Source organism: Pseudomonas sp. GM18, from assembly GCF_000282195.1.
In the GTDB taxonomy this organism is placed as follows: Bacteria; Pseudomonadota; Gammaproteobacteria; order Pseudomonadales; family Pseudomonadaceae; genus Aquipseudomonas.
On the sequence record NZ_AKJT01000053.1, the window covers coordinates 1 to 20,308 of the forward strand.

Here is a 20,308-nt window from a genome sequence, read left to right on the forward strand (position 1 = left end):
CGTCAGCCGGATTCACGACTGCTGCGCAGCCGAACGCAGCCTCGCAAGCTCGACAGCTGCTACAGCGAACACGAAAAAGCCCGCACAAGGCGGGCTTTGGAAATCGATGTAGGTGGCCAGCGCTGGTCTCTGGCTTACAAGGTTTATCGGGCCTCTCACAGAACAGGATTTTTAGCTTTAGGCTGTTCTGCCTCACACGGCATAAGGGCTGGATCTCAGCGCGGAGATCTTTCTAACCGTGTACCCTTGGGAGCGCGCCCCACGCCTCCTCGCTATCCCTTTGCGCATCAGTCTGCGTCTTCACCTACAACCTCAGAATAGCAAACCATTCGAAGCCTGGGTCGGGGTTTTTAGACTGATTATTTTCAAAGGGAATGATGGGTAAATGGAAAAATACTAACGCCGCAGGACGGACTTCCATGCCGCCTCCAACACCGCCAAAATCTCGCAGGCTGCGATCTTTGCAGGCGCTACATCGGTAATTTGTATTCAAATGCCAGCTTTATAATATTTTACCGATCCAGGGGTGATCCCTAGTCTTGACCCAAGAAATGGCAGGCCACAACCGACCTGATTCCAACTTCGATGGGTATAGAGATGACCACTGAAAAAACAAAAATAGATACGCTGATTGTGGGCGCCGGTCAGGCTGGCGTGGCCATGAGTGAACACCTGAGCAAACTCGGTGTGCCTCACCTGGTACTGGAGCGTAACCGTATCGCCGAGCGCTGGCGCAGCGGTCGTTGGGATTCGCTGGTGGCCAACGGCCCGGCCTGGCACGATCGGTTTCCGGGCCTTGAGTTCGACGATCTCAGCCCCGACGGCTTTGCCCCGAAAGAGCGGGTGGCCGACTATTTCGAGGCCTACGCAAAGAAGTTCAACGCCCCCATCCGCACCGGCGTGGACGTGAAGAAAGTCGAACGCAATGTCGGTCGTCCAGGCTTCACCATTGAAACCTCCGAAGGCGTGATCGAGGCCAATCGTGTGGTGGCCGCCACCGGGCCTTTCCAGCGTCCGGTTATTCCGCCGATCGCGCCGAAAGATCAGCCATTCACCCAGATCCACTCCGCCGAATACCGCAACCCGCAGCAACTGCCAGAGGGCGCTGTGCTGGTGGTGGGCGCCGGTTCGTCCGGGGTGCAGATCGCCGATGAATTACAGAGTGCCGGAAAGCAGGTTTACCTCTCGGTGGGTGCCCACGATCGCCCTCCTCGCGCCTATCGCAACCGTGATTTCTGCTGGTGGTTGGGCGTGCTCGGCGAGTGGGATCAGGCTGCGATGAAACCCGGTCGGGAACACGTGACCATCGCGGTGAGCGGTGCCCATGGCGGCCGTACGGTGGACTTCCGCGGGCTGGCCCATCGCGGGATGACGCTGGTGGGTCTGACCCAATCGTTCAATGGCAGCGTGGCGACGTTCCAGCCCAACCTTGCCGATAACCTGGCGCGCGGCGATGAGAACTATCTGGCGCTGCTCAATGCCGCCGACGCCTACATCGAGCGCAATGGCCTGGACCTGCCGGAAGAACCTGAGGCGCGGCATACCTTCCCGGATCCGGACTGCGTGACCCACCCAATTCTTGAGCTCGACCTGGCCAAGGCTGGCGTGACGTCGATCATCTGGGCCACCGGTTTTGCCACGGATTACAGCTGGCTGAAGGTCGACGCTTTCGACGACAACGGCAAGCCGCAGCATCAACGCGGGGTGTCGAGCGAGCCTGGGGTGTATTTCCTCGGCCTGCCGTGGCAGTCGCGTCGCGGCTCTTCGTTCATCTGGGGTGTTTGGCATGACGCCAAGTACGTGGCTGATCACATCGCCATTCAGCGCTCATACCTCAACTACCGCGATGCCCTGCAACGCGAAGCTGAAACCGCCCCCGTCGCGCATAAAACCACCGTCAGCGCTTAACGAATATTTCTTCAGGAGCCTCAGATGTCCACGCCACCCCATACCCGTATTCGCATGTTCAACACCAAGGAAACCTACCCGAACCAGAGCCTGGACAATGACCTGTGCCAGGCCGTACGGGCCGGCAACACCGTTTATGTTCGCGGCCAGGTCGGCACCGATTTCGAAGGCAACCTGGTAGGCCTCGGTGACCCGCGTGCGCAAACCGAGCAAGCCATGCGCAACGTCAAACAGTTGCTGGAAGAAGCTGGCAGCGACCTCAGCCACATCGTCAAAACCACCACCTACCTGATCGACCCGCGTTACCGCGAGCCGGTTTATCAGGAAGTGGGCAAGTGGCTCAAAGGGGTGTTTCCGATTTCGACCGGGTTGGTGGTGTCGGCACTGGGGCAGCCGCAGTGGTTGATGGAGATTGATGTGATTGCGGTGATTCCTGAGTAAGCAGGTAGACCGAGTCGCGGCCTTCGCGAGCAAGCTTCGCTCCTACGGATGATCAGGGTCAAACAGCGATCAACTGTAGGAGCGAAGCTTGCTCGCGAAGGCGGCCGCACAGACAACAACTTTGCCAAGGCTAACCAAGGAGCAAAACCATGACCTTCTCCATCGCCGCCCGTTGCCCCGAAACCGGTCAGTTCGGCATCGCCATCAGTTCCTCAAGCATCGCCGTCGGCGCCCGCTGCCCCTGGCTATTGCCCGGTGTCGGCGCGGTCTCCACACAAAACATCACCCTGCCGTCCCTCGGCCCGGAAACCCTCGCCCTCATGGAACAAGGCCTCGCACCCGCCGAGGCGCTGGATCAGGTGTTGACCCGCAACGGCTACAGCCAATACCGACAAATCACAGCGATTGACCACCTCGGTCGCACCGCGCATTTCAGCGGTTCAGAAACCCTGGGCAACCACAATGCCATGTCGGGCGAGCAATGCGTGGCCGCCGGCAACATGCTCGCAGACCGAGCCGTGATCGAGGCCATGGTCGAGGCTTACGAACATGGCGAGGGTCAACTGGCCGACCGCTTGCTCGCTGCAATGAACGCCGCCATCGCGGCGGGTGGTGAAGCCGGGCCGGTGCATTCGGCAGCGATGGTGGTGGTCGGCGAACTGACCTGGCCGATCATCAACCTGCGGGTCGATTGGGCTGATCACGATCCGATCACGCAATTGCAAAAGCTGTGGGACGCCTATCGCCCACAGGTCAAGGACTACATCGACCGCGCCCTCGTCCCCGACAAGTCCCCTGGCTACGGTGTCGCCGGAGACGACCGATGAGCAGCAGCCGCGATTTGCTTGAAGCCTTGGTGGCGTTCGACACCACCAGCCGCGAATCAAACCTGCAGCTCATCGAGTTCGTTCGTGACTACCTCGCCAGCTTCGATGTGCCTTGCGAACTGATCTACAACGACGAGCGCAGCAAGGCCAATCTGTTCGCCACCATCGGCCCGGCGGATCAGCCGGGCATCGTGTTGTCGGGGCACACCGATGTGGTCCCCGTCGACGGCCAGCCGTGGACGGTTACGCCGTTCCAGCTCACCGAGCGCGACGGCAAACTGTACGGCCGCGGTACCGCGGACATGAAAGGCTACATCGCCTGCGTACTCGCCCTGGTGCCGTCACTGGTAAAGGCCTCGCTGCGACTGCCGGTGCACATCGCGCTGTCCTACGATGAGGAAGTCGGCTGTCTCGGGGTCCGCTCGCTGCTGAAAGTGCTCGCACAGCGCCCGGTCAAACCGATGCTCTGCATCATTGGCGAGCCTACTGAACTCAAACCGGTGCTCGGCCACAAGGGCAAACTGGCGATGCGTTGCGACATTCACGGTGAAGCCTGCCATTCGGCGTATGCCCCACTCGGGGTCAATGCGATTGAATACGCCGCCGAACTGATCGGTGAACTCGGGCGGATTGGCCACAGGCTCAAGGCACCGGAGCATCACGACGCCCGATTCGATCCGCCGTTCAGCACCGTGCAAACCGGCGTAATTTCCGGTGGCAAGGCCTTGAACATCGTCCCCGCCGATTGCCGCTTCGACTTTGAAATCCGCGCCCTGCCCTCACACGATCCAAGCGAGGTTGCGCAGGAACTGCAGACCTACGCCGAGCAGCAAGTGTTGCCGCGCATGCGTGCCGTGAGTGACCAGAGTGAAATCCGCTTCAGTGAGTTATCGGCCTATCCCGGCTTGGCGACCGATGCGTACAGCGAAGCCGCTGAGCTGATCGCGGCATTTTCCGGTTCTCGGGAGTTCGGTACGGTGGCCTTCGGCACCGAGGGCGGTCTGTTTGACGCGGCGGGTATTGCGACAGTGGTGTGCGGTCCGGGCAGCATGGATCAGGGTCATAAGCCGGACGAGTTTGTCAGCCTCGATCAATTGAACGGCTGCGACGAAATGCTGCAACGGATGCTGTTATCGATCATCCGCTGATGATTGGCCCGACGCTCAGGTATACAGTCGGGCCAGTTCTTCCTGGCAGTAATCAACGAACAGCTGCACCGGTTTGGTCAGCTGCGACCTTCTCAACCACGCCGCCGACAAACCCGAACCGGTCACGGTTTCGGCCAGTGGTATGCACACGACTTTCTGCCCGTCATAGGTGTACTCGGAAAACGGCTTGGTGACCAAAATCGAAAAGCCAAAACCACGCCCGACCATACCCCGCACCATCTCGATCGAAGGCGAGCTGAACACGATGTGCGGCGTCAGCCCGCGCTCTTCAAAAATGCTCACGAAGTAGGTCCGGCTCGGCACCACATCCAGCAATATCATCGGCTCCAGCACCAGGTCATTCAGCGACACTTTCGCCTGTTGCGCGAAGCGGTGATCCGCCGGCAACAAGGCGTAGGGCTGCTGCGGCGGCATCAGCGGTACTGTCTCAATCGTGCTGTCCAAATCGTGTTCGAACAGCATCGCCAGGTCGATGCTGCCGGCGGTCAGAGCCTGCACCAACTCCTGCTGCTCGCCATCGCGAATCCGAATCTCCACCCCCGGCCAGCGATCCTTGAAACCGGCGATCAAACGCGGCAGGTACAACGGCGCCACCGTTTCAAAACAGCCAATATCGATCTGCCCCGCCACCACGTCGTTGTCCGCCAGCGCGTTCTGCTCAAACTCATGTGCGACCCGCAGCAGCTCCAGCGCCTTGCGATAAAACCGCGACCCGCTCGGCGTCAGCGAAACACCCTGGGCGTGATGCCGGATAAACAGCTGCACGCCAAAACTTTCTTCAAGGTGCTTGATCGCCGTCGACACTGAGGGCTGCGCGATATAAAGCTTGCGCGAAGCCTCCGCCACACTGCCGCAGTCTGCGGTGGTGACGAAATACTTGAGCTGTCGCAGGTTGTAAGCGGCCATGGGGACCTCCAGACACAACACATCAAAATCAAAAGATCGCAGCCTTCGGCAGCTCCTACAGAGGATCCAAGGCGACCCGCGATCAAGGCTGAACATACCCGACACACCCAAACCCCGGGCATATATTTTTTAAGGTTTGAAGCAACAAACTTACTAATTTATCTATCCCGACGCATTGCACATCATCGCTCCAACAAGAAAAGCGTCGCTCGCGCGGCGCTCACCGAAGTACGTCCACGTACTCATCCTTGCCTTGGAGTTCACCATGGTCACCGCAGCCGACAGCGTGCCGGTGCCGGTGGGCATCGTCATCGGCGCGCTCGGTTCGGGCATCATCGGCATCATCGGCTACCGCTTCATCCACGTGCTCAACCGCATCGGCACCTGGGTGCTGGGCATCGGCATCGTGCTGGGCTTCGGCTACATCCTCACCCACGTGCAGACCGCCGACTTCCTCACCCGCGGCAGCTTCAACATCGCAGGCGTGCTGGCCACCGTATCGTTGGCCGCGCTCTGGCAAATCGCCTTCGCCCCCTACGTGTCCGACTACTCGCGCTATCTGCCGGAAGACGTGCCCGTCGCCGCAACGTTCTGGACCACCTACCTCGGCTCGGCACTCGGCTCCAGCCTGTCGTTCATCTTCGGCGCCGTCGCGGTACTCGCCACGCCCGTCGGCATGGACACCATGGACGCGGTCAAACTCGCAACCGGCTCCATCGGCCCCTTGATGCTCGTGCTGTCGCTGATCACCCTGGTACAAACCTTCGCCTACCGCTGGATCCCCACCGCCAAGAGCCGCGCCATCCTCTCGGTCATCGTCCTCGCCGCCTGCTGCTTCGCCGCCGTCGGCGCCTCAGCCGACTTCATCGGCCACTTCGTCGACATGGTGTTGGTGTTGCTCGTGGTGCTGGTGCCCTGGACCGCGATCAACCTGATCGACTTCTACGCCATTCACAAAGGTCAGTACGACATTGATTCGATCTTCCAGGTCGATGGCGGGATTTATGGCCGGTACAACCCGCAGGCGTTGTTGGCGTATGCGATTGGTATCGCGGTGCAGATTCCGTTTATGAACACGCCGTTGTATGTCGGGCCGATCTCGGCGCACATCAATGGGGCGGATTTGTCCTGGGTGGTGGGGTTGTTGGTGACTTCACCGTTGTACTGGTGGCTGGCGAGTCGGGACAGTGCGTATAAGCGTCGGTTGGCGGGTGGGAGACTGGCAAGCACTGCGTAAGGGATAGCGCACCTTTCAAATACAAAAGCCCGCACACTGATGCGGGCTTTTTGTTCTGTTCAAACGCTGTCCGTTTTTTGCCCTGCTGACTGGACCTTCACAATATCCAGTATCATAAAGCCATCATTCAAAAACGTTCGGCCTCTGAGGTTTTCTCAGTGCAGTCGCAGGAATCAAGGAATCGGTTGATGTACGGGAATAACAAGTTAGGTCTGCACGCGCTACTGGCTGGAGCAGTGATGCTCAGTGGTTGCACTTCATTTTTTCAGGGCAAGCCGTACGTCTTTCCCCAACCGGATGAACCCTCGGCGACGGTTCGCCTTAAATACACACGTGGTACCAGCCTGGACGCCGTGACCTTCAATGAAAAGGGTTGCTACGGGGGGGCCACGTCACTGAACTACCTGGCCGATGACTTTATCGAATCACAGGTTGCAGTGGGCAAAGAGCTGGTATTGACGTACGAGCATGTCGTCGCAGGGACTATATGTCGGATACCTTTTTCCTTCACACCTCAAGCAGGGGCTATTTACACCGTGAAGTCGGGTTCCTGGAGTGAGTCCAAGCCAGGCATCCTGCCCATCTTCAACTACGACCAAAATCACTGCGGAATTAACGTAGTCAAAAAAATCGGGACTCAGGAGAGCGTCGAACCCATTCAACAGCTGCACTACAAGACAGGTTTGACTTGCCTCAGGCTCGTTAAATAGAGTGAACACTGGGACAGACCACGATTTCAAAAACCGTTGAATGGAAAAATCGTGGACTTTTGTGACGGCTCCACACATTGGGATCGGCACTCTTCCGTAACCCGGCGCCAACCCCGGCGACATCAACAAACACAGAATTGTTTTCACAGGTACTCGAGTAACAAACAGTGCACGGATTGATGGGCTACGAACGCAACACCCCCATCGCCCGCCGATACTTCTCAACGCGCTCCAGATCCTCCCAGGACGGCTGCGCAATCCGCGACAAGTCGCTGTTCTCTTCCAGATCCGCCAGCTTCACCACCCGCCCGATCGGGTTCTGCGCCGCGCGCTCGACGAACGCCTCGTAGGACTCGCCCGGCACCTTGGTCACCGACGCAATCGCCGTCAGCACTGCTTCGCTGAAGCCTTCCTCGCGCAGATCGTCGACGCTGATGCCGCAGTCCTCGACCACGTCATGCAGCACCGCGACGATGCGCTCTTCCAGCGTGTTCACCCGCAGCATGACCTTCAGCGGATGCAGGATGTAAGGCGCCCCGCCCTTGTCCACCTGCCCCTCATGCGCCGCGGCGGCGATGGCAATGGCGCGTTCCAGTGTCTGACTCATGGGATTCTCCTCGGGTTAAATGCCGTAACGTCGCGGCCAGGATTTTGAAGTCTGCAAAATATGTAGGAATCTGCCCGTTGTGGCGAGGGAGCTTGCTCCCGCTGGACTGAGAAGCGGCCCCAGCCCGGCTAGCCCGTTTCCTCAGACACACCGCAACACCTGGTTTTACTGCGTTTGCGCCACAGAACGGAGAAGCGCCCCTCGCCGAAATGGCCATCCGTGCGTCCTACACCCCGGTTGCGACTATCAAAATCACTGCCTAGAGTAGGTCTGTCGCTGACATCGGTTGGCGATAGGGTTTCGCAGCCCTTAAGATTGACACCTTGTTCCGTCAGGCACGGCCGACTCCCGGCTGCGTATCGTTTTATGGCGGTTGTGCGTGGGAGACCTTCGGGTCTGCCGGGTCTTGGTGTTAATCCTCCGGTCTGCGAACCCGCGCATAGCTGCCACCCATTTTGTTTCGCAGCAGAACGGTGGCAATTCTACTTTTATTAGGATTAACACCATGACGACTCAAAACCCGCTCCGCCACTACACCCCCATGTCCCATTTCGCCACCGACCACCCCGTCCTCCTCATCGACGCCGACGTCCCACTGCACGAACTCCACAACTGCCTCAGCGAACGCCTAAACGCTGTCCTCAAATACCTGAACCTCATGGCCTGCACCAGCCTCCCCGACTACGCCGAACACGACATCAACACCGTCACCAATATCGCGCGGATCATGGTTCAGGATGTGAGCGATGTGTTTCGGGTGATTGAGCAGCGTGGGTTTGATGCGCCGTAAGCGTCTGCCCGACCAGCATCTTGGTGAGCTGATCCAGAAATCAGCTCACCAAAGCTGAAGCACGAAAATAGAAGCCTCTTGCCTAGCGCTCAGATTGAGAACATTTTTTACTTTTTTTGTGCACGAACAAACCGTAAAGATTCCACCAAACCAGCCGAAAAAGACTAAACAGCAAATCGCCACTCATCCGTGTGATCCGGCTATTTGCACCGCACTTCCTCGGATGGTGATCGTCATAATGAAAATAAAAAACAAGCTCGTCCTTGCCTTTGTATTGGTCGCCTTCATTCCGGTGAGCCTGGTGGCGGTGATATCGGTGCTGAATATACGGACTCAGGCGGTTGATCAGTTTCTCGATGGCAGCACCCGTGAAATACGCCAGATTGACGGCAATATGCGGCAGTTTTTCGACGGTACACAGCAAAATGTCGATCAAATGGCCACTGACCCTGTATACACATCAGTCGCAGGCCTAAAACACTATCAGGCCGCCGATGCCGCCAGCCAGCCACTGCCAGCGACCGCCCGGCATGTCATTGATGCGTTCGCCCGTTATGGCGCGATGCACCCGGCCGCCGCCATCCTTTCCATCGGTCTGGAAGATGGCAGCTACGCCAAATGGCCGGACGACCCGCAGTTGTCGAACTACGACCCGCGTTCGCGCCCCTGGTACAAAGCCGCCATGGCCAACCCCGGCAAAACGGTACGAACCCCCGCTTACTACTATGACAAGGACGCTGTGGCGCTGGTCGGCAGCGCCAGGGCATTGCTCGATGACACTGGCAACGCCAAGGGTGTATTAGTCGTGAGCGTTTCGCTGAAAAACCTCACCGAACTGGTCAAAAGCATCAAGCTCGGCGAAAGCGGCTACGTGATGCTGATCGAGGACGGCACCGTGCTGGTCGACCCGCGCGACGCCGGGCACAGCTTCAAGCAGCTCAAGGACCTGGGCGAGCCCTACGCCAAACTGGCTGCCACCGCGCAGGGTTCCACCGAGGTGCAAATCAACGGGGTCAGGTACATGGCCAATATCTGGACATCGCCGGGCCTTGGTTGGCGCTACGTCGGTTTGATCGAGTACAACGAAGTCATGGCCGCGGCCACTCGCATGACCTACCTGACGGCGGTTATCGTGGTCGTGCTGGTGCTGTTCTTTGCGCTGCTCGCTGCGGCGTTCGCCAGGGTGATCGTCAAGCCTATCGGCCAGGTCAGCACCGGGTTGCAATCAATTGCCGAGGGCGAAGGCGATCTGCGCCGCGATCTCGAGGTGCAGGGCAAGGACGAAACCGCAGAGCTGGCCGGCTGGTTCAACAAGTTTCTCGCCGCGATACGCCAGTTGATACAACGCATCGGCGCAGCATCGACCAACCTGCAGGATGCCTCGCGCGTCAACAGCGAGGTGGCCAACAACATGAACCAGGCGGCCGGTCGTCAGCGTGAAGCGGTGGAGTTGGTGTCCACGGCATTCAACGAGATGGTCGCTACCGCCAACGAAGTGGCCCGGTCGTGCAGCACCGCAGCCGACTCCGCCGAGAACGGACACCACCGTGTGGCCGAAGGCAAACAGCAAATCGAATTGACCACCCAGAACGTCAACCGTCTGGGTCGTCGCTTGACCGAGTCTTCCCAGGCCATGGTCGAGCTGGAAGAAGGCAGCCGCAGCATCAACCAGATTCTGGGTACCATCCGCGCCATCGCCGAGCAGACCAATCTGCTGGCGTTGAACGCGGCGATCGAGGCTGCCAGGGCGGGTGACCAGGGCCGGGGTTTTGCCGTGGTCGCGGATGAGGTCCGGGCCCTGGCCAAGCGCACGTCTGACTCCACCGGGGAAATCGACCAGTTGCTCAACACGCTCGGCAGCAAGACCCAGGAAGTTTCGCAGAAGATGGAAAGCTGCCTGGACCTGTCCCGTGCCAGTGTGTCCTCGATCGAGAACGCACGTGACAGCTTTGAAGGCATCCAGTTGTCGGTCAATGAAATCCGGGATCAGAACCTGCAGATATCGGCGGCGGCGGAAGAACAGCACAGTGTGGCCGAAGAGATCAATCGACATATCCAGCAGATCTACGACGAGGCACGACTGGTCGAAAGCCTGGCCAACTCTGCGCAAGAAGACTCAGGCCGGCTGTCGCACCTCTCGAATGAACTGAACGGGCTGGTGGGGCGTTTCAAGTCGTAACGGTCACCCATGCGTATTCCGTCGGCCAAGTGCCCTGATGCGCTTGAGCTCGATAATGGAAGAAAAGGTGACAGGTCTGTTTATCAAATAGATCTGTCACCTTTTTTCAAGGCGCCCACAAGAAAGGGACACCGTCTGGTGTCCCTTTCTACGTTCTGGAGAAGACGATCAATCAACGCTTCGTGGCTTCGCACTGGCTACGCAGATCCGAATCACGGGTGCTCGCGCAGGTGCTGCCCTTCTTCGCCTCACAAAACGCGCGCTGGTCGCTGTCACGGATGCTGGCGCAAGTACTGCCTTTCTCAGCCTCGCACGTAGCGCGCAAATCCGAATCGCGGATGCTCGAACAAGTGCTGCCCTTCTTGGCCTCGCAATAAGCACGCTGGTCGCTGTCACGGATACTGGCGCAAGTACTCCCCTTCTCAGCCTCGCAGGCTGCACGCATATCGCTGTCTCTGACGGCCGAGCAGGTACTTCCTTCCTGTATGGCCTGGCAATAGTTGCGCTGATCAGAATCATGAATACTGGAGCAACTGGCGTACGTGTAACCGCTGAACATCAACAACATCGCAAGAATCAGTTTCATCTAACACTTCCTTGGGCTTGCCGGGAAACAGCCTGGCACTGGTTGATCCGAATCACACACAAATCATCGCTTCATCGCTTCGCACTGATTGCGCAAATCCATGTTGTTGATACTTCCGCAGCTACCGCCCTTTTTGGCCTCGCACAGCGCGCGCTGGTCCATGTCATTGATGGTCCCGCAAGTACCGCCGTGCGTCTCCGCATCGCATGCCGCGCGCATATCCATATTGTTGATCGTCCCGCAACTGCCGCCCCGGGCTCTCGCTTCGCAATAAGCGCGCATATCCATATCGTTGATGGTGCCGCAACTACCGCCGCTCCTCTGCGATTCGCAGGACGCACGCAGATCCATATTGCTGATCCTCCCGCAGGTACCGCCGTTCGTACCTTCGCAATAGGCCCGTTGATCAGGGTCACTGATGCTGCCGCAACCGGCAAACGCGTAACCGCTGAACATCAACAACATCGCAAGAATCAGTTTCATCTCACACTTCCTTGGCTTGCCAGGAAACAGCCTGGCACTGGTTGATCCGTTCAAATGAGCGTCGCGACACGCCATCAAATTGACATCGTTTTTGAGGAAAGTTCCGGGGCAGGAATGGGCGCTGGATTTCGAGATCTGAAAACGTCGTAGGAAATCACCACTCGTGGCAAGGGGATGGTTTTGCGTCCTACAGGTTGATTGCGGCGGTGGAGATCGGTACCTAGAGTGGGTCTGTCGCTGAACGAATTTGGCGATAGGGTTGCCCTAGCGAGCTAAGTCCACGCCCGGCACAATGCGGCCAGGCAACTTGCCTGTGCTTCATTTTCATGGAGGTTGTGCGTGGGAGACCTCCTGGTCTGCCGGGTCTTAGCACCGCGGTGTGTCTAGTCCTGAAATAGGTTTACACCTATTTCAGGACTAGACACACCGCACGAGCCAAACAAATAAATCCGTCCCCTTTTATCTTCCTGGCCACCATCTAGCTTAAAGCGGCCGCTAATCTGAGTAGCGTTTTCAAGCGGACCTCCAACGAGATCATTTGCGTTGCGAGGAACAGAATTGATGCTAGTCGAGCCTTTTGCACCAACAAATAAAGCATTTAATTATTTTTTAGCTGCCTGACCGGGTCCCAATCATTAGGTTTGAGTTGATGCTTACTCCACCACTGCATCCCCTCAGAAATCCACTTTCTGCGTAAATCGGAATGAGCGGCTGTCGAGTCATCATACCCAAACTCCGTCCCGCAGCATGGGCAAATATTGTACGAGGCACAGCCAAAACTGTCATACGCCGGCTCATTAAGATCAGGATATCCGCATACCGGACAAATATATGTTTGATTACTATTGGGCATTGAAATAGTCCAAATTTGAGCCCTTACCATGCACTGCAGGATCAGGCTTGTAGTACGTGCGAATACTTCCCCCACTGGATACGACGCCAAATTCATCGGTGCCAGGGTTGTAACGTACGATATCTCCATTAGGTCTTGCTTTTTCAAGTACGCCCGCGGGCTTCGAGGCTGTTAAGAATTTATCAGCTTGTGCTTGGTACTCAAGCGTATTTTTCGCGCCAAAGTCACTGCCATGACGTGCAAAGTGGTCATCAAGCTTGGCTTGGTCGGCAAACTTCGCTCCGCTTCCAACGCCTTTTGCACCACTGCTAGCTGCACCTACCGGACTTTTACCCAGGATTGCCATACCCAGGGTGATCTTCAGCTCAGTCAACAACGTTGCCCGCTCACCCAGGGACAACTGCCGTCCAGCCTGCTGATCAAGCCAACTGGTCTCTTTCACCCACTGATCGACCCCTGCCAACTCGCTCGGCGTCAGCCAGCCCTCCTTGAGGTTCTTCGCGAAAGCCATTTGCTTATCCGAAGTAAACAGCGCTCCCCAACCATCAACACCCTGCGATGGAACGGCAATTAGCCCCGGATTCCCAGTGAGGAGCCCGGCCATATCGTAGGAAATATTACGTCGCAGGAAGTCCATCAAATCCTTAGCCGCCGGTGCTTCCAGTGACACAGCACTTTTCTGGATCGACTCTACACAAGCTCTGCTATCACAGGCATTGATAGCCATCGAACGCTTGGTGGACAAATCTTCGTATTTCGCAACAATCTCGCGAATGTTCTGCGCAGTGCAGCCCTCAGTGGCCCGACAACCCTGAAGCTCTTTGAGTAGCCGTTCAGCAGAAGGGTGGTCGAGGTTGTTGTACTGCGTTGCGTTTGCCGTCACTGCAGCAGCGGATGACGCATCGCCCCCCGTAACGGCCGCCGTCAACACGCCGATCAGTTGAGACGCCGCCAGCAACTTACTGACCCCTTGTTGATACTCGAGGCTATTTCTGTCGACTCCTACCGGCAACAACTTGTCAGCCAGGAAGTCCACAATCGCTTCATTTGCCCCCGCAGCCAGAGCCCCCGTACGGAAGTCCCCCCCCATGGCTTCAGCCATCAGGCCACCCAACGCGGCATGCATTGCGACTTTCGTCAACTTGCCGTTTTCAAACAGGGTTACATCGCCAATTTTGTTGGCCCCGATTGCTCCGGCAATACTGATCCCGGCCCCCAAAGTCGCTTCGACCAAGTTGTTTGTCAGGCTACCGCCCATGATTGCCGTCTTGGCCACCGCGTCAGCAGCGACTTTAATCGCCACGGCTTTAGCGCTGGCCACATCAAAACTCAATTCAGTTGGGTTAAAGCCAAACTGCGAAGCAATACCTGCCAAGGCACCTGCGATCACATACCCTTTGAGGTTCTCGGACGAAATGACATCCTTGAAGGTATTCCCAAGGTTACCTTTGTTGTTGATTGCACTGACTGCCGTGGTGCTGGCCATGGAGGTCAACACACCAGTCGCGATCACATTGCCCAGCCCCGCCGCAGTAGCCGAGGTGGCAGCAGCAGTGGCTGTTGCGGCGGTGGCTGCAGAAGCGGCTGCCATGGTTCCGCCGGCGGTGGCTCCCATCGCTGTACTAGCAGAAGCCACCGCAGTACTGGCTGCCCCCGCCGTCAGCACAGTGACAATAATAATGATCGCCAACATCGCGCCCTGACCGAGGCTCGAACTGCTGTATTTGAACGACTCGTGAGTTTCCTTGATCAGCCGCCAATCCACATCCCCACGCATCTCGGCGTCTTTCAGCCACGCCAGTTGCGGATCTGCCTGCACCATTGCATCAATGGTCTGGCTGACCGTCTTCTGGTCGATCTGTTTAACATCGATCTTCAGGCCATTGACTGCCTTGATTACCAAATTGCCTTGAGCCACCAGTTGGCTTTGACGCAAAGTCTCGTCGGTATTGCCCTTACCTTTGGCACTGGTCCAGGCGAGATCGCTGCTGCTCTTCTCATGGCTCTCCTGATGAAGGTCCTTCACCCCTTCAAAAACAATCGCCCCACCACTGTCCAGCGTGATGTCCTTGCCACTCTCCAGCTTCGCCACCTGATACCGCTGATCGCCCTCGCTGATCAGCGTCAAGTTGCCGCCTGTGGTGATTTCACTGCCGATGTTTTTCACATCGGTAACTTCATCGCGTTTGGTTTTCTTCGCGCCGAAGGAGCCCTTTTTCTTCATGTCATACAGCGAGTAGTCGCTGTCTTGCGCCGCAAGAATATCGAGGTTGTCACCCGCCACCAGGTAAGCCTCATCGCCTGCGGTAATGCGGCTGGAGATAACCGCGAGATCCTTACCGGCATCCAACTTCACGTTGCCGCCCGCCGTGACACCCGACATGACCTGGCTGACGTGATCTTCCTGAACCGTGAGTTTTTTGCTCTTGGACAGGGAGTGCTCTTCATCCGCTGCCGAGCTGATGGTCAGGTTGTCGACCGCCGTCATGGCGATGTCGCGCTTGGCATCGATCTGGCTGGCGATCACGCTGATATCGCGGCCCGCCTGGGCCGTCAGATCACGGCCAGCGCTGACGCTGGCCCCCAACTGAGTGATGTCGCTGCTGTTGTGCTTGCTGTCGCGGAACACACTATTGGTGACCTGCGCCGAGGACACGTTGAGGTCTCGTCCGGCATTCAGATTCATGTCACGGCCGCTTTGCAGCACACCGCCAATAACGTTGATGTCTTGACCGGCCTTCACGGTGAGGTCGTTGGCCGCTTCGATGCGCGCGGCGCTGTCGGCGTAGTCGATGTGCTTGTTGCCAAAACGGGTGTTGCTGTCCATCGCGGTGACGGTCCGCTCGTTGAGCACATCACCTCTGGTCGCCGTCACGCTTACATCCCGCCCCGCAAGAATGCCGCCCGACTTGTTGACAACGTCATTACCCGCCAGCACATCCAGGCGATTACCCGCCTGAATCAGACCGCTGCTGACCAAGTCCTTGCCCGCCGTCGCCGACAGGTTATTGGTGGCGCGTAGCGTGCCGACGTTGTCGAGGTTCTGACCGGCGATCAGCGTCACGTCGTTGCCGGCAATCAGCGCACCGGTCGGGCCGAGGCGGCCTTCGGCCTGGGCCAGATAGAGCACCGGCACCAGCACTTTTTCGCCATTCACTTCGTGCTCTTCGAGCCAGACGATGTCGTGGGTCAGGGCCGCGACTTGTTGCGAGGTCAGGCTGACACCCACCGACAGATTGAGCGCGTTCTTGCTGGCGATGGCGTTGTTCATCAGGTACTTGAACAGGCCTTCGTCGGTGGTCTGGCCGTCGATGTAGCGCTGGCCGGTGCGAGCGACGACCGCTTGCTGGATCAGGCGCTGTTCGTAGAGGCCGTCGCCCAGGCGTTTGGCGCTGGTGTCTGGGTTGTAGCCGAGGTTGCTCAGCAGGTAATCCGAACTCATGAACTGCTTGAGGTTGGTGAGTACCGGGTTGGTTTCGATCAGGTATTTGTGCGGTTGGGATTTTCCGGCGTTGCTGGGCACGCCCTGGACGCGGGTCAGGGACGAGGTGGCGGCCACCTCGCTGCCCAGGGCCCAATCCTGCGGCACAGTCGTCGAGGTGCCGGTGCCGCCCTGGCTGCTCAGGCGGAACAAGCCGTTCTGGCCCACCGGCAGGCTGAAGCCGGGCAAGGTGAGCGGGTTGACTTGCTGCTGCGCGAGGTCGGGCGGCAGTTGGGCGTTCAGGTGCAACGCGACGGTATTACCCGTGCCGCTGGCCTGAGTGTTGGCGACTTTGTTGGCACCACCGTTGGTGACGTAGTCTTCGTGGATGACGCTGTTTTGCAGGTCTTGGGTGGCAGTGATGGTGACCTTGCCACCGGCCTGGATCACGGCGTTGCGACCAGCGGCGGCAGAGGTGCCGTCGATGGCCACTTCGGTGTCGCTGATCAGGGTGTATTGTTGAAGGCTGGTGGGGACTTGCACCAGATTGTTCGGGTCATATTGCGAGTTGGGTATGTTTTGGGGGTCGTACCCTGTTTGCGTAATCGGCCAACGACCGTAGCTCACCAGCGCGCCGGTAAGCGCGTCTTTGACGTTGACCACACCGGAAGCATTGCCGTCGCCATCCCAGACACTGCCCACGACCGGTATCCCGACCCGGAATTCACCGCTGGAATCCACATACATGACGTTCGGGAAAATAGGGTTGTTGCGCTGGTTGTAAGCGACCACCTGCGGCAGGTAATCGTAGATGTAATGGTTGGCGCGCCATGGCGTCTCGTAAATACGCGTGCGCTCGACGGACCCTCCCACTGCCCCCACGTTTTTGAGGGTGTCGGCATGAATGGCGATGTTGCCCGCAGCCGTTACCGTGCTTTTACTGTTGAGGAAGGTGCCACCGTTGAATATCAGGTCTCGGCCTGCGCTCAGCAATGCGGAAGGCGTAGTGTCCGCATCCTGGCCAGCGTCGAAGAACTCGCGGGCGACGTAGTCCACCTGAAAGTTCGGACCATCGCAGTCCAGGCAGTGGACAGCAATGTAGCCAGACACCAGCTTGCGCCCTACCGCAAAGTTCTGGGTGCCATCATCGCCCAGGGTACGGTTCTGAAAGTCACCGGCATTGAGGGTGAAAGTCCCGCCACTTTCCATCGAACCAGACAGGTTGGCCACTTGGCTGGCCTGCGCCGCACCGTTGAAGCCCTTGATCAGCACATCACCCAAGCCGTACAGATCACCCGCCTGGTTGGTGAAGCGGGTCACTGCCAGGCTCATATCGGCGCCGCTGAACAGCAACCCGCCGTCATTCATCAGAGACGGAGTATTCAGCTCGACCTGCTGCGCAGCGCCCAGGGTACCCTGGTTGACGATGCTGTTCGCGTTGATCAGCAAATCAGCCGCCGAGGTAATTCGCCCTGCGCTGCTCAGTGCTCCACCGATAGCGAACTCGGTGCGCGCGCCACCGGCAATGCTGCCCGCTGCGCCGAGGTTCAGCTGGTTGGCTGCAAGTTTCAACGCCCCCAGGCTGGTGGTCCGGCCGGCGCCGTTATAGGCACCGGACAAGCCCAGGTCGAAGGTGCCATCGCTGGCGATCAACCCGTCGTTCTGCCAGGTGCCGCCTGTACCGCTGAACGCCGTGGACGCCAGTAACTGCCCGCTAGCCGTTTGGGTAAACGAGCCGACGTTGACGCTCAACCGCGCCGCTTGAATCACGCTGCTGTTGGTCCAGCTGTCGGCGGTGAGGGTAAGGCCGCCACGGGTGACGAAGTTGCCGCCGGCGCTGCCCAGTTGACCAATCGCGATATCGAAAATACCGGTACCGACGTGCAGCACGTTGCCGCCGACGTTGAGCAATCCTCCAGCGCCAAGGCTCAGGTCACTGTTAGCGCTTTCAACGGTCCCGTTGCGGTTGTCGAATACACCGCCAATGGCGAAGGCGGTTTTGCCATTGCTGCCCAATGCGCGCAGTTGGCCGGTCTGGTTGTCGAGGCTGGCGGCAGTGATGCTCAGCGTGCTTTCACTTTCGATGATGCCCAGGCGATTGTTCAATGCGCCCCGCAGGCTCAGGTCGATCTGTTGCCCGCCGATCTGCCCGTCGTTGTCGCCACTGTTGTCGAAGTCTTTAGCCGTGACGCTGACCCGCCCCTTGGCATAGAGGCCGCCATTGCGGTTGTCGAAGTTGCCATTGGTGCCGGTGTCGACGATGGCGTCACCGGTTTGCGCGGTGATTCGCCCGCCATAGTTGTCGATACCGGCCAGTGCCTTGAGGTTCAGGCTCTGGGCCTGAATGATCCCGCCCTGACGGTTGTTGTTCAGGTCATAGCCGTTACGCAGTACGCCGGTGATCTGGCTGCTGAAGGCGCCTTGCAGGCTGGAGAGCACACCGCCACGGCTGTCGAGGCTGGCGGCCGTGATGTCGAGGTTGCCTCTCTTGGCGACGATACGCCCGCTCTGGTTATCGATGGCGCCGCTGGTTTTCACCGTCAGATCGCCCTGGCTTTGCAGGGTGCCCTTGGCATTGTCGAGGCTGGCGGCGTTGAGCGTCAGGCCGGCGTCGCTGCTGAAGATCTGACCGTTGGCGCTGTTCTGTACGACGCTACTGGCCGTGAGCGTCAACCAATCATTGGCCGCGACAGTGCCGCCATTGCGATTATCGAGGCCACCGGTCAACAGGCTCAGCAAACCCTGGCTTGCAAGCTGGCCGCCCTGGTTGTCGATCTGCTGCGCACGCTGTATCACCAGCGGGCCGTTGCTCGCCAGTTTGCCGTTGGTATTGGTCAGGGTGCCAAGCAAATCGAGAGTGATTGCCCCCTTGCCGGCCAAGGTGCCAGCACTGTTGTTCAGATCGGTGCCGGTGAAGCGGATGTCATGCTGGGCGTTGATGGTTGCGTTGGTGTTGCTGAGGGTTTGGGCCTGGATATCCAGAGCGGCGCCGCTGTCGATCAAACCGCCCTGGGCGTTATTCAGTGTTCCGGCAATGACGAAGGTTTGCGCACCGGCACTGGAAAGAATGCCGTTGTCGCTATTGTCGAGGCTGGCCGCCGTGACCTTCAACGTGCCGTTACTGACCAGAGCGCCGGCGTTGCTGTTACGCACAGCGCCGGTGAGATCCACCAGCACGTCACCGTCGCGGCTCGACAAGGTGCCCTGATTGCGGTTGTCGAGGCTGCCGCCCAGAAGGCTCAGGCTTTGCCAGCCGGAAATCAGACCATTGAGGTTAGTGGTGGCATCGGCGGTAAGGTCCAGTTGCTGACGGCTGATGAGTTTGCCGTCGCTGTTGTCCAGGTTGCGGCCCGTCAGCGTGTAGCTTTGGCTGCTGGAGAGTTCACCGCTACGGTTGTTCAAGTCCCGCAGGTTGCGGATGCTCAGTTGACCGGTGGTGGTGATCAGGCCGTTAGCGTTGTTCAGGTCGCCCATGGCGCCGTTGAAGTTGATTGCAATGGCGCTGCCGAGCAACGAGCCGCCGTTCTGGTTGTTCAGCTCGCCGTGATTCAGGTCCAGGGTCAGCGACTCACCACTGGTGAGTTGCCCGCCATCGTGTTGGTCGAGGCTGCTGACACTGACCGTCAGGGCCTTGTTGCTGGCGATTCGGCCCTTGCTGCTGTTATCGACCGCCTCGGCATTGAGGCTCAGGGCGTCGAAGCTGGTCAGTTTGCCGCCCTGGTTGTTCACCGCCCCCGTGGCGGTGATGCTCAAGGCCTGACCGGCGTTCACCAGCCCTGCCACGTTATCCAGAGTGGCCATGCGCAGCGTCGCGGTGGCCAGGCTCGAGAGTTCGCCAGTGCGGTTGTTCAGGTGACCGAGGGTGGCGTTGAGATTACCGGTACTGGTAATCAGACCGTTGCCGTTGAGCACCTGATTGGCCGTGAGATTGAGATTGCCGTTGCTCAGCACCCGACCGTTGTTCTGGTTGTCCAGGGTCCCGACGGTGATGTTGGCGGTTTGCGCGGCGCTCAACGTGCCGCCCTGGTTATTCAATGTCTGCGCGGTATTGACCGTCAGGTCGCGGCTGGCCACCACGCTCTTGCCGATGTTGTTGAGGTTCTGCGCACTCAGGTTCACATCGCCGCTGGCATTGCGGCTGGTGTCGGCGTTGACCCCGGCCTCGATGATGCCGTTGTTGGTCAGCACACC

The 20,308-nt window shown here is 58.7% G+C and carries 12 protein-coding genes and 2 pseudogenes; 9 read left to right on the plus strand and 5 right to left on the minus strand.

Going from position 1 to position 20,308, the window contains the following annotated elements; genetic code table 11:
* The first annotated feature begins 597 nt into the window (after window positions 1–597).
* The 4 genes from PMI21_RS12425 to argE all read left to right on the plus strand — a co-directional run bounded on the left by PMI21_RS12425 (window position 598) and on the right by argE (window position 4,324).
* Window positions 598–1,908, plus strand: coding sequence for a flavin-containing monooxygenase (locus PMI21_RS12425; protein WP_033064040.1), 1,311 nt, complete (start codon window positions 598–600; stop codon window positions 1,906–1,908).
* Window positions 1,909–1,932: 24 nt separating this feature from the next.
* Entirely contained in the window at window positions 1,933–2,349 is a 417-nt protein-coding gene (locus PMI21_RS12420; RefSeq protein WP_007939105.1) for a RidA family protein, read from the plus strand.
* Between the two features lie 149 nt (window positions 2,350–2,498).
* Window positions 2,499–3,176 (plus strand): DUF1028 domain-containing protein, encoded by a 678-nt coding sequence (locus PMI21_RS12415; protein ID WP_007939106.1) that lies wholly within the window; start codon window positions 2,499–2,501, stop codon window positions 3,174–3,176.
* Window positions 3,173–4,324, plus strand: coding sequence for an acetylornithine deacetylase (gene argE / locus PMI21_RS12410; protein ID WP_007939107.1), 1,152 nt, complete (start codon window positions 3,173–3,175; stop codon window positions 4,322–4,324). Before PMI21_RS12415 ends, argE begins: the two co-directional genes overlap by 4 nt.
* 15 nt (window positions 4,325–4,339) lie before the next feature.
* Here argE and PMI21_RS12405 read toward each other — a convergent pair whose 3' ends face one another.
* On the minus strand, window positions 4,340–5,251 hold the full coding sequence (locus tag PMI21_RS12405; protein WP_007939108.1) for a LysR family transcriptional regulator: 912 nt from the start codon (window positions 5,249–5,251) through the stop codon (window positions 4,340–4,342).
* 280 nt (window positions 5,252–5,531) lie between these two features.
* On the opposite strand from PMI21_RS12405, the pseudogene PMI21_RS12400 reads away from it, so the two are divergent.
* Both PMI21_RS12400 and PMI21_RS12395 read left to right on the plus strand, forming a co-directional pair.
* Window positions 5,532–6,488, plus strand: a pseudogene (locus PMI21_RS12400) (purine-cytosine permease family protein); the annotation flags it as partial.
* A gap of 188 nt (window positions 6,489–6,676) precedes the next feature.
* Window positions 6,677–7,198: a hypothetical protein gene (locus tag PMI21_RS12395; protein WP_007939110.1), complete on the plus strand. Its 522-nt coding sequence runs from the start codon at window positions 6,677–6,679 to the stop codon at window positions 7,196–7,198.
* 184 nt (window positions 7,199–7,382) lie between these two features.
* Here the strand turns inward: PMI21_RS12395 and PMI21_RS12390 are convergent, their stop codons facing one another.
* The gene (locus PMI21_RS12390; protein WP_007939111.1) at window positions 7,383–7,805 is read right to left on the minus strand and encodes an HD domain-containing protein; all 423 of its coding nucleotides are present in this window, start codon (window positions 7,803–7,805) and stop codon (window positions 7,383–7,385) included.
* 505 nt (window positions 7,806–8,310) lie between these two features.
* On the opposite strand from PMI21_RS12390, the gene PMI21_RS12385 reads away from it, so the two are divergent.
* The 3 genes and pseudogenes from PMI21_RS12385 to PMI21_RS30205 all read left to right on the plus strand — a co-directional run bounded on the left by PMI21_RS12385 (window position 8,311) and on the right by PMI21_RS30205 (window position 10,774).
* Window positions 8,311–8,595 carry a hypothetical protein gene (locus tag PMI21_RS12385; RefSeq protein ID WP_007939112.1) on the plus strand — a complete coding sequence of 95 codons (285 nt, stop codon included), beginning with the start codon at window positions 8,311–8,313 and terminating at the stop codon, window positions 8,593–8,595.
* Window positions 8,596–8,833: 238 nt separating this feature from the next.
* A pseudogene (locus PMI21_RS30200) lies at window positions 8,834–9,919 on the plus strand (cache domain-containing protein); the annotation flags it as partial.
* Between the two features lie 87 nt (window positions 9,920–10,006).
* Window positions 10,007–10,774, plus strand: coding sequence for a methyl-accepting chemotaxis protein (locus PMI21_RS30205; protein ID WP_443200767.1), 768 nt, complete (start codon window positions 10,007–10,009; stop codon window positions 10,772–10,774).
* A gap of 172 nt (window positions 10,775–10,946) precedes the next feature.
* Here PMI21_RS30205 and PMI21_RS12375 read toward each other — a convergent pair whose 3' ends face one another.
* The 3 genes from PMI21_RS12375 to PMI21_RS12365 form a co-directional block, all read right to left on the minus strand.
* Window positions 10,947–11,360: a hypothetical protein gene (locus PMI21_RS12375; protein WP_007939114.1), complete on the minus strand. Its 414-nt coding sequence runs from the start codon at window positions 11,358–11,360 to the stop codon at window positions 10,947–10,949.
* Between the two features lie 63 nt (window positions 11,361–11,423).
* Window positions 11,424–11,843, minus strand: a complete 420-nt coding sequence (locus PMI21_RS12370) for a hypothetical protein (protein WP_007939115.1) — start codon at window positions 11,841–11,843, stop codon at window positions 11,424–11,426.
* An 842-nt stretch (window positions 11,844–12,685) separates the two neighbouring features.
* A partial coding sequence (locus PMI21_RS12365; RefSeq protein ID WP_007939116.1) for a DUF637 domain-containing protein occupies window positions 12,686–20,308 on the minus strand: 7,623 nt, incomplete at its 5' end.

What these genes read in the sequence shown, in the direction of transcription:
- PMI21_RS12425 (WP_033064040.1), top strand. Translation starts at nt 598, where the DNA reads ATGACCACTGAAAAAACAAAAATAGATACGCTGATTGTGGGCGCCGGT.
- PMI21_RS12420 (WP_007939105.1), top strand. Translation starts at nt 1,933, where the DNA reads ATGTCCACGCCACCCCATACCCGTATTCGCATGTTCAACACCAAGGAA.
- PMI21_RS12415 (WP_007939106.1), top strand. Translation starts at nt 2,499, where the DNA reads ATGACCTTCTCCATCGCCGCCCGTTGCCCCGAAACCGGTCAGTTCGGC.
- argE (WP_007939107.1), top strand. Translation starts at nt 3,173, where the DNA reads ATGAGCAGCAGCCGCGATTTGCTTGAAGCCTTGGTGGCGTTCGACACC.
- PMI21_RS12405 (WP_007939108.1), bottom strand. Translation starts at nt 5,251, where the DNA reads ATGGCCGCTTACAACCTGCGACAGCTCAAGTATTTCGTCACCACCGCA.
- PMI21_RS12395 (WP_007939110.1), top strand. Translation starts at nt 6,677, where the DNA reads ATGTACGGGAATAACAAGTTAGGTCTGCACGCGCTACTGGCTGGAGCA.
- PMI21_RS12390 (WP_007939111.1), bottom strand. Translation starts at nt 7,805, where the DNA reads ATGAGTCAGACACTGGAACGCGCCATTGCCATCGCCGCCGCGGCGCAT.
- PMI21_RS12385 (WP_007939112.1), top strand. Translation starts at nt 8,311, where the DNA reads ATGACGACTCAAAACCCGCTCCGCCACTACACCCCCATGTCCCATTTC.
- PMI21_RS30205 (WP_443200767.1), top strand. Translation starts at nt 10,007, where the DNA reads ATGAACCAGGCGGCCGGTCGTCAGCGTGAAGCGGTGGAGTTGGTGTCC.
- PMI21_RS12375 (WP_007939114.1), bottom strand. Translation starts at nt 11,360, where the DNA reads ATGAAACTGATTCTTGCGATGTTGTTGATGTTCAGCGGTTACACGTAC.
- PMI21_RS12370 (WP_007939115.1), bottom strand. Translation starts at nt 11,843, where the DNA reads ATGAAACTGATTCTTGCGATGTTGTTGATGTTCAGCGGTTACGCGTTT.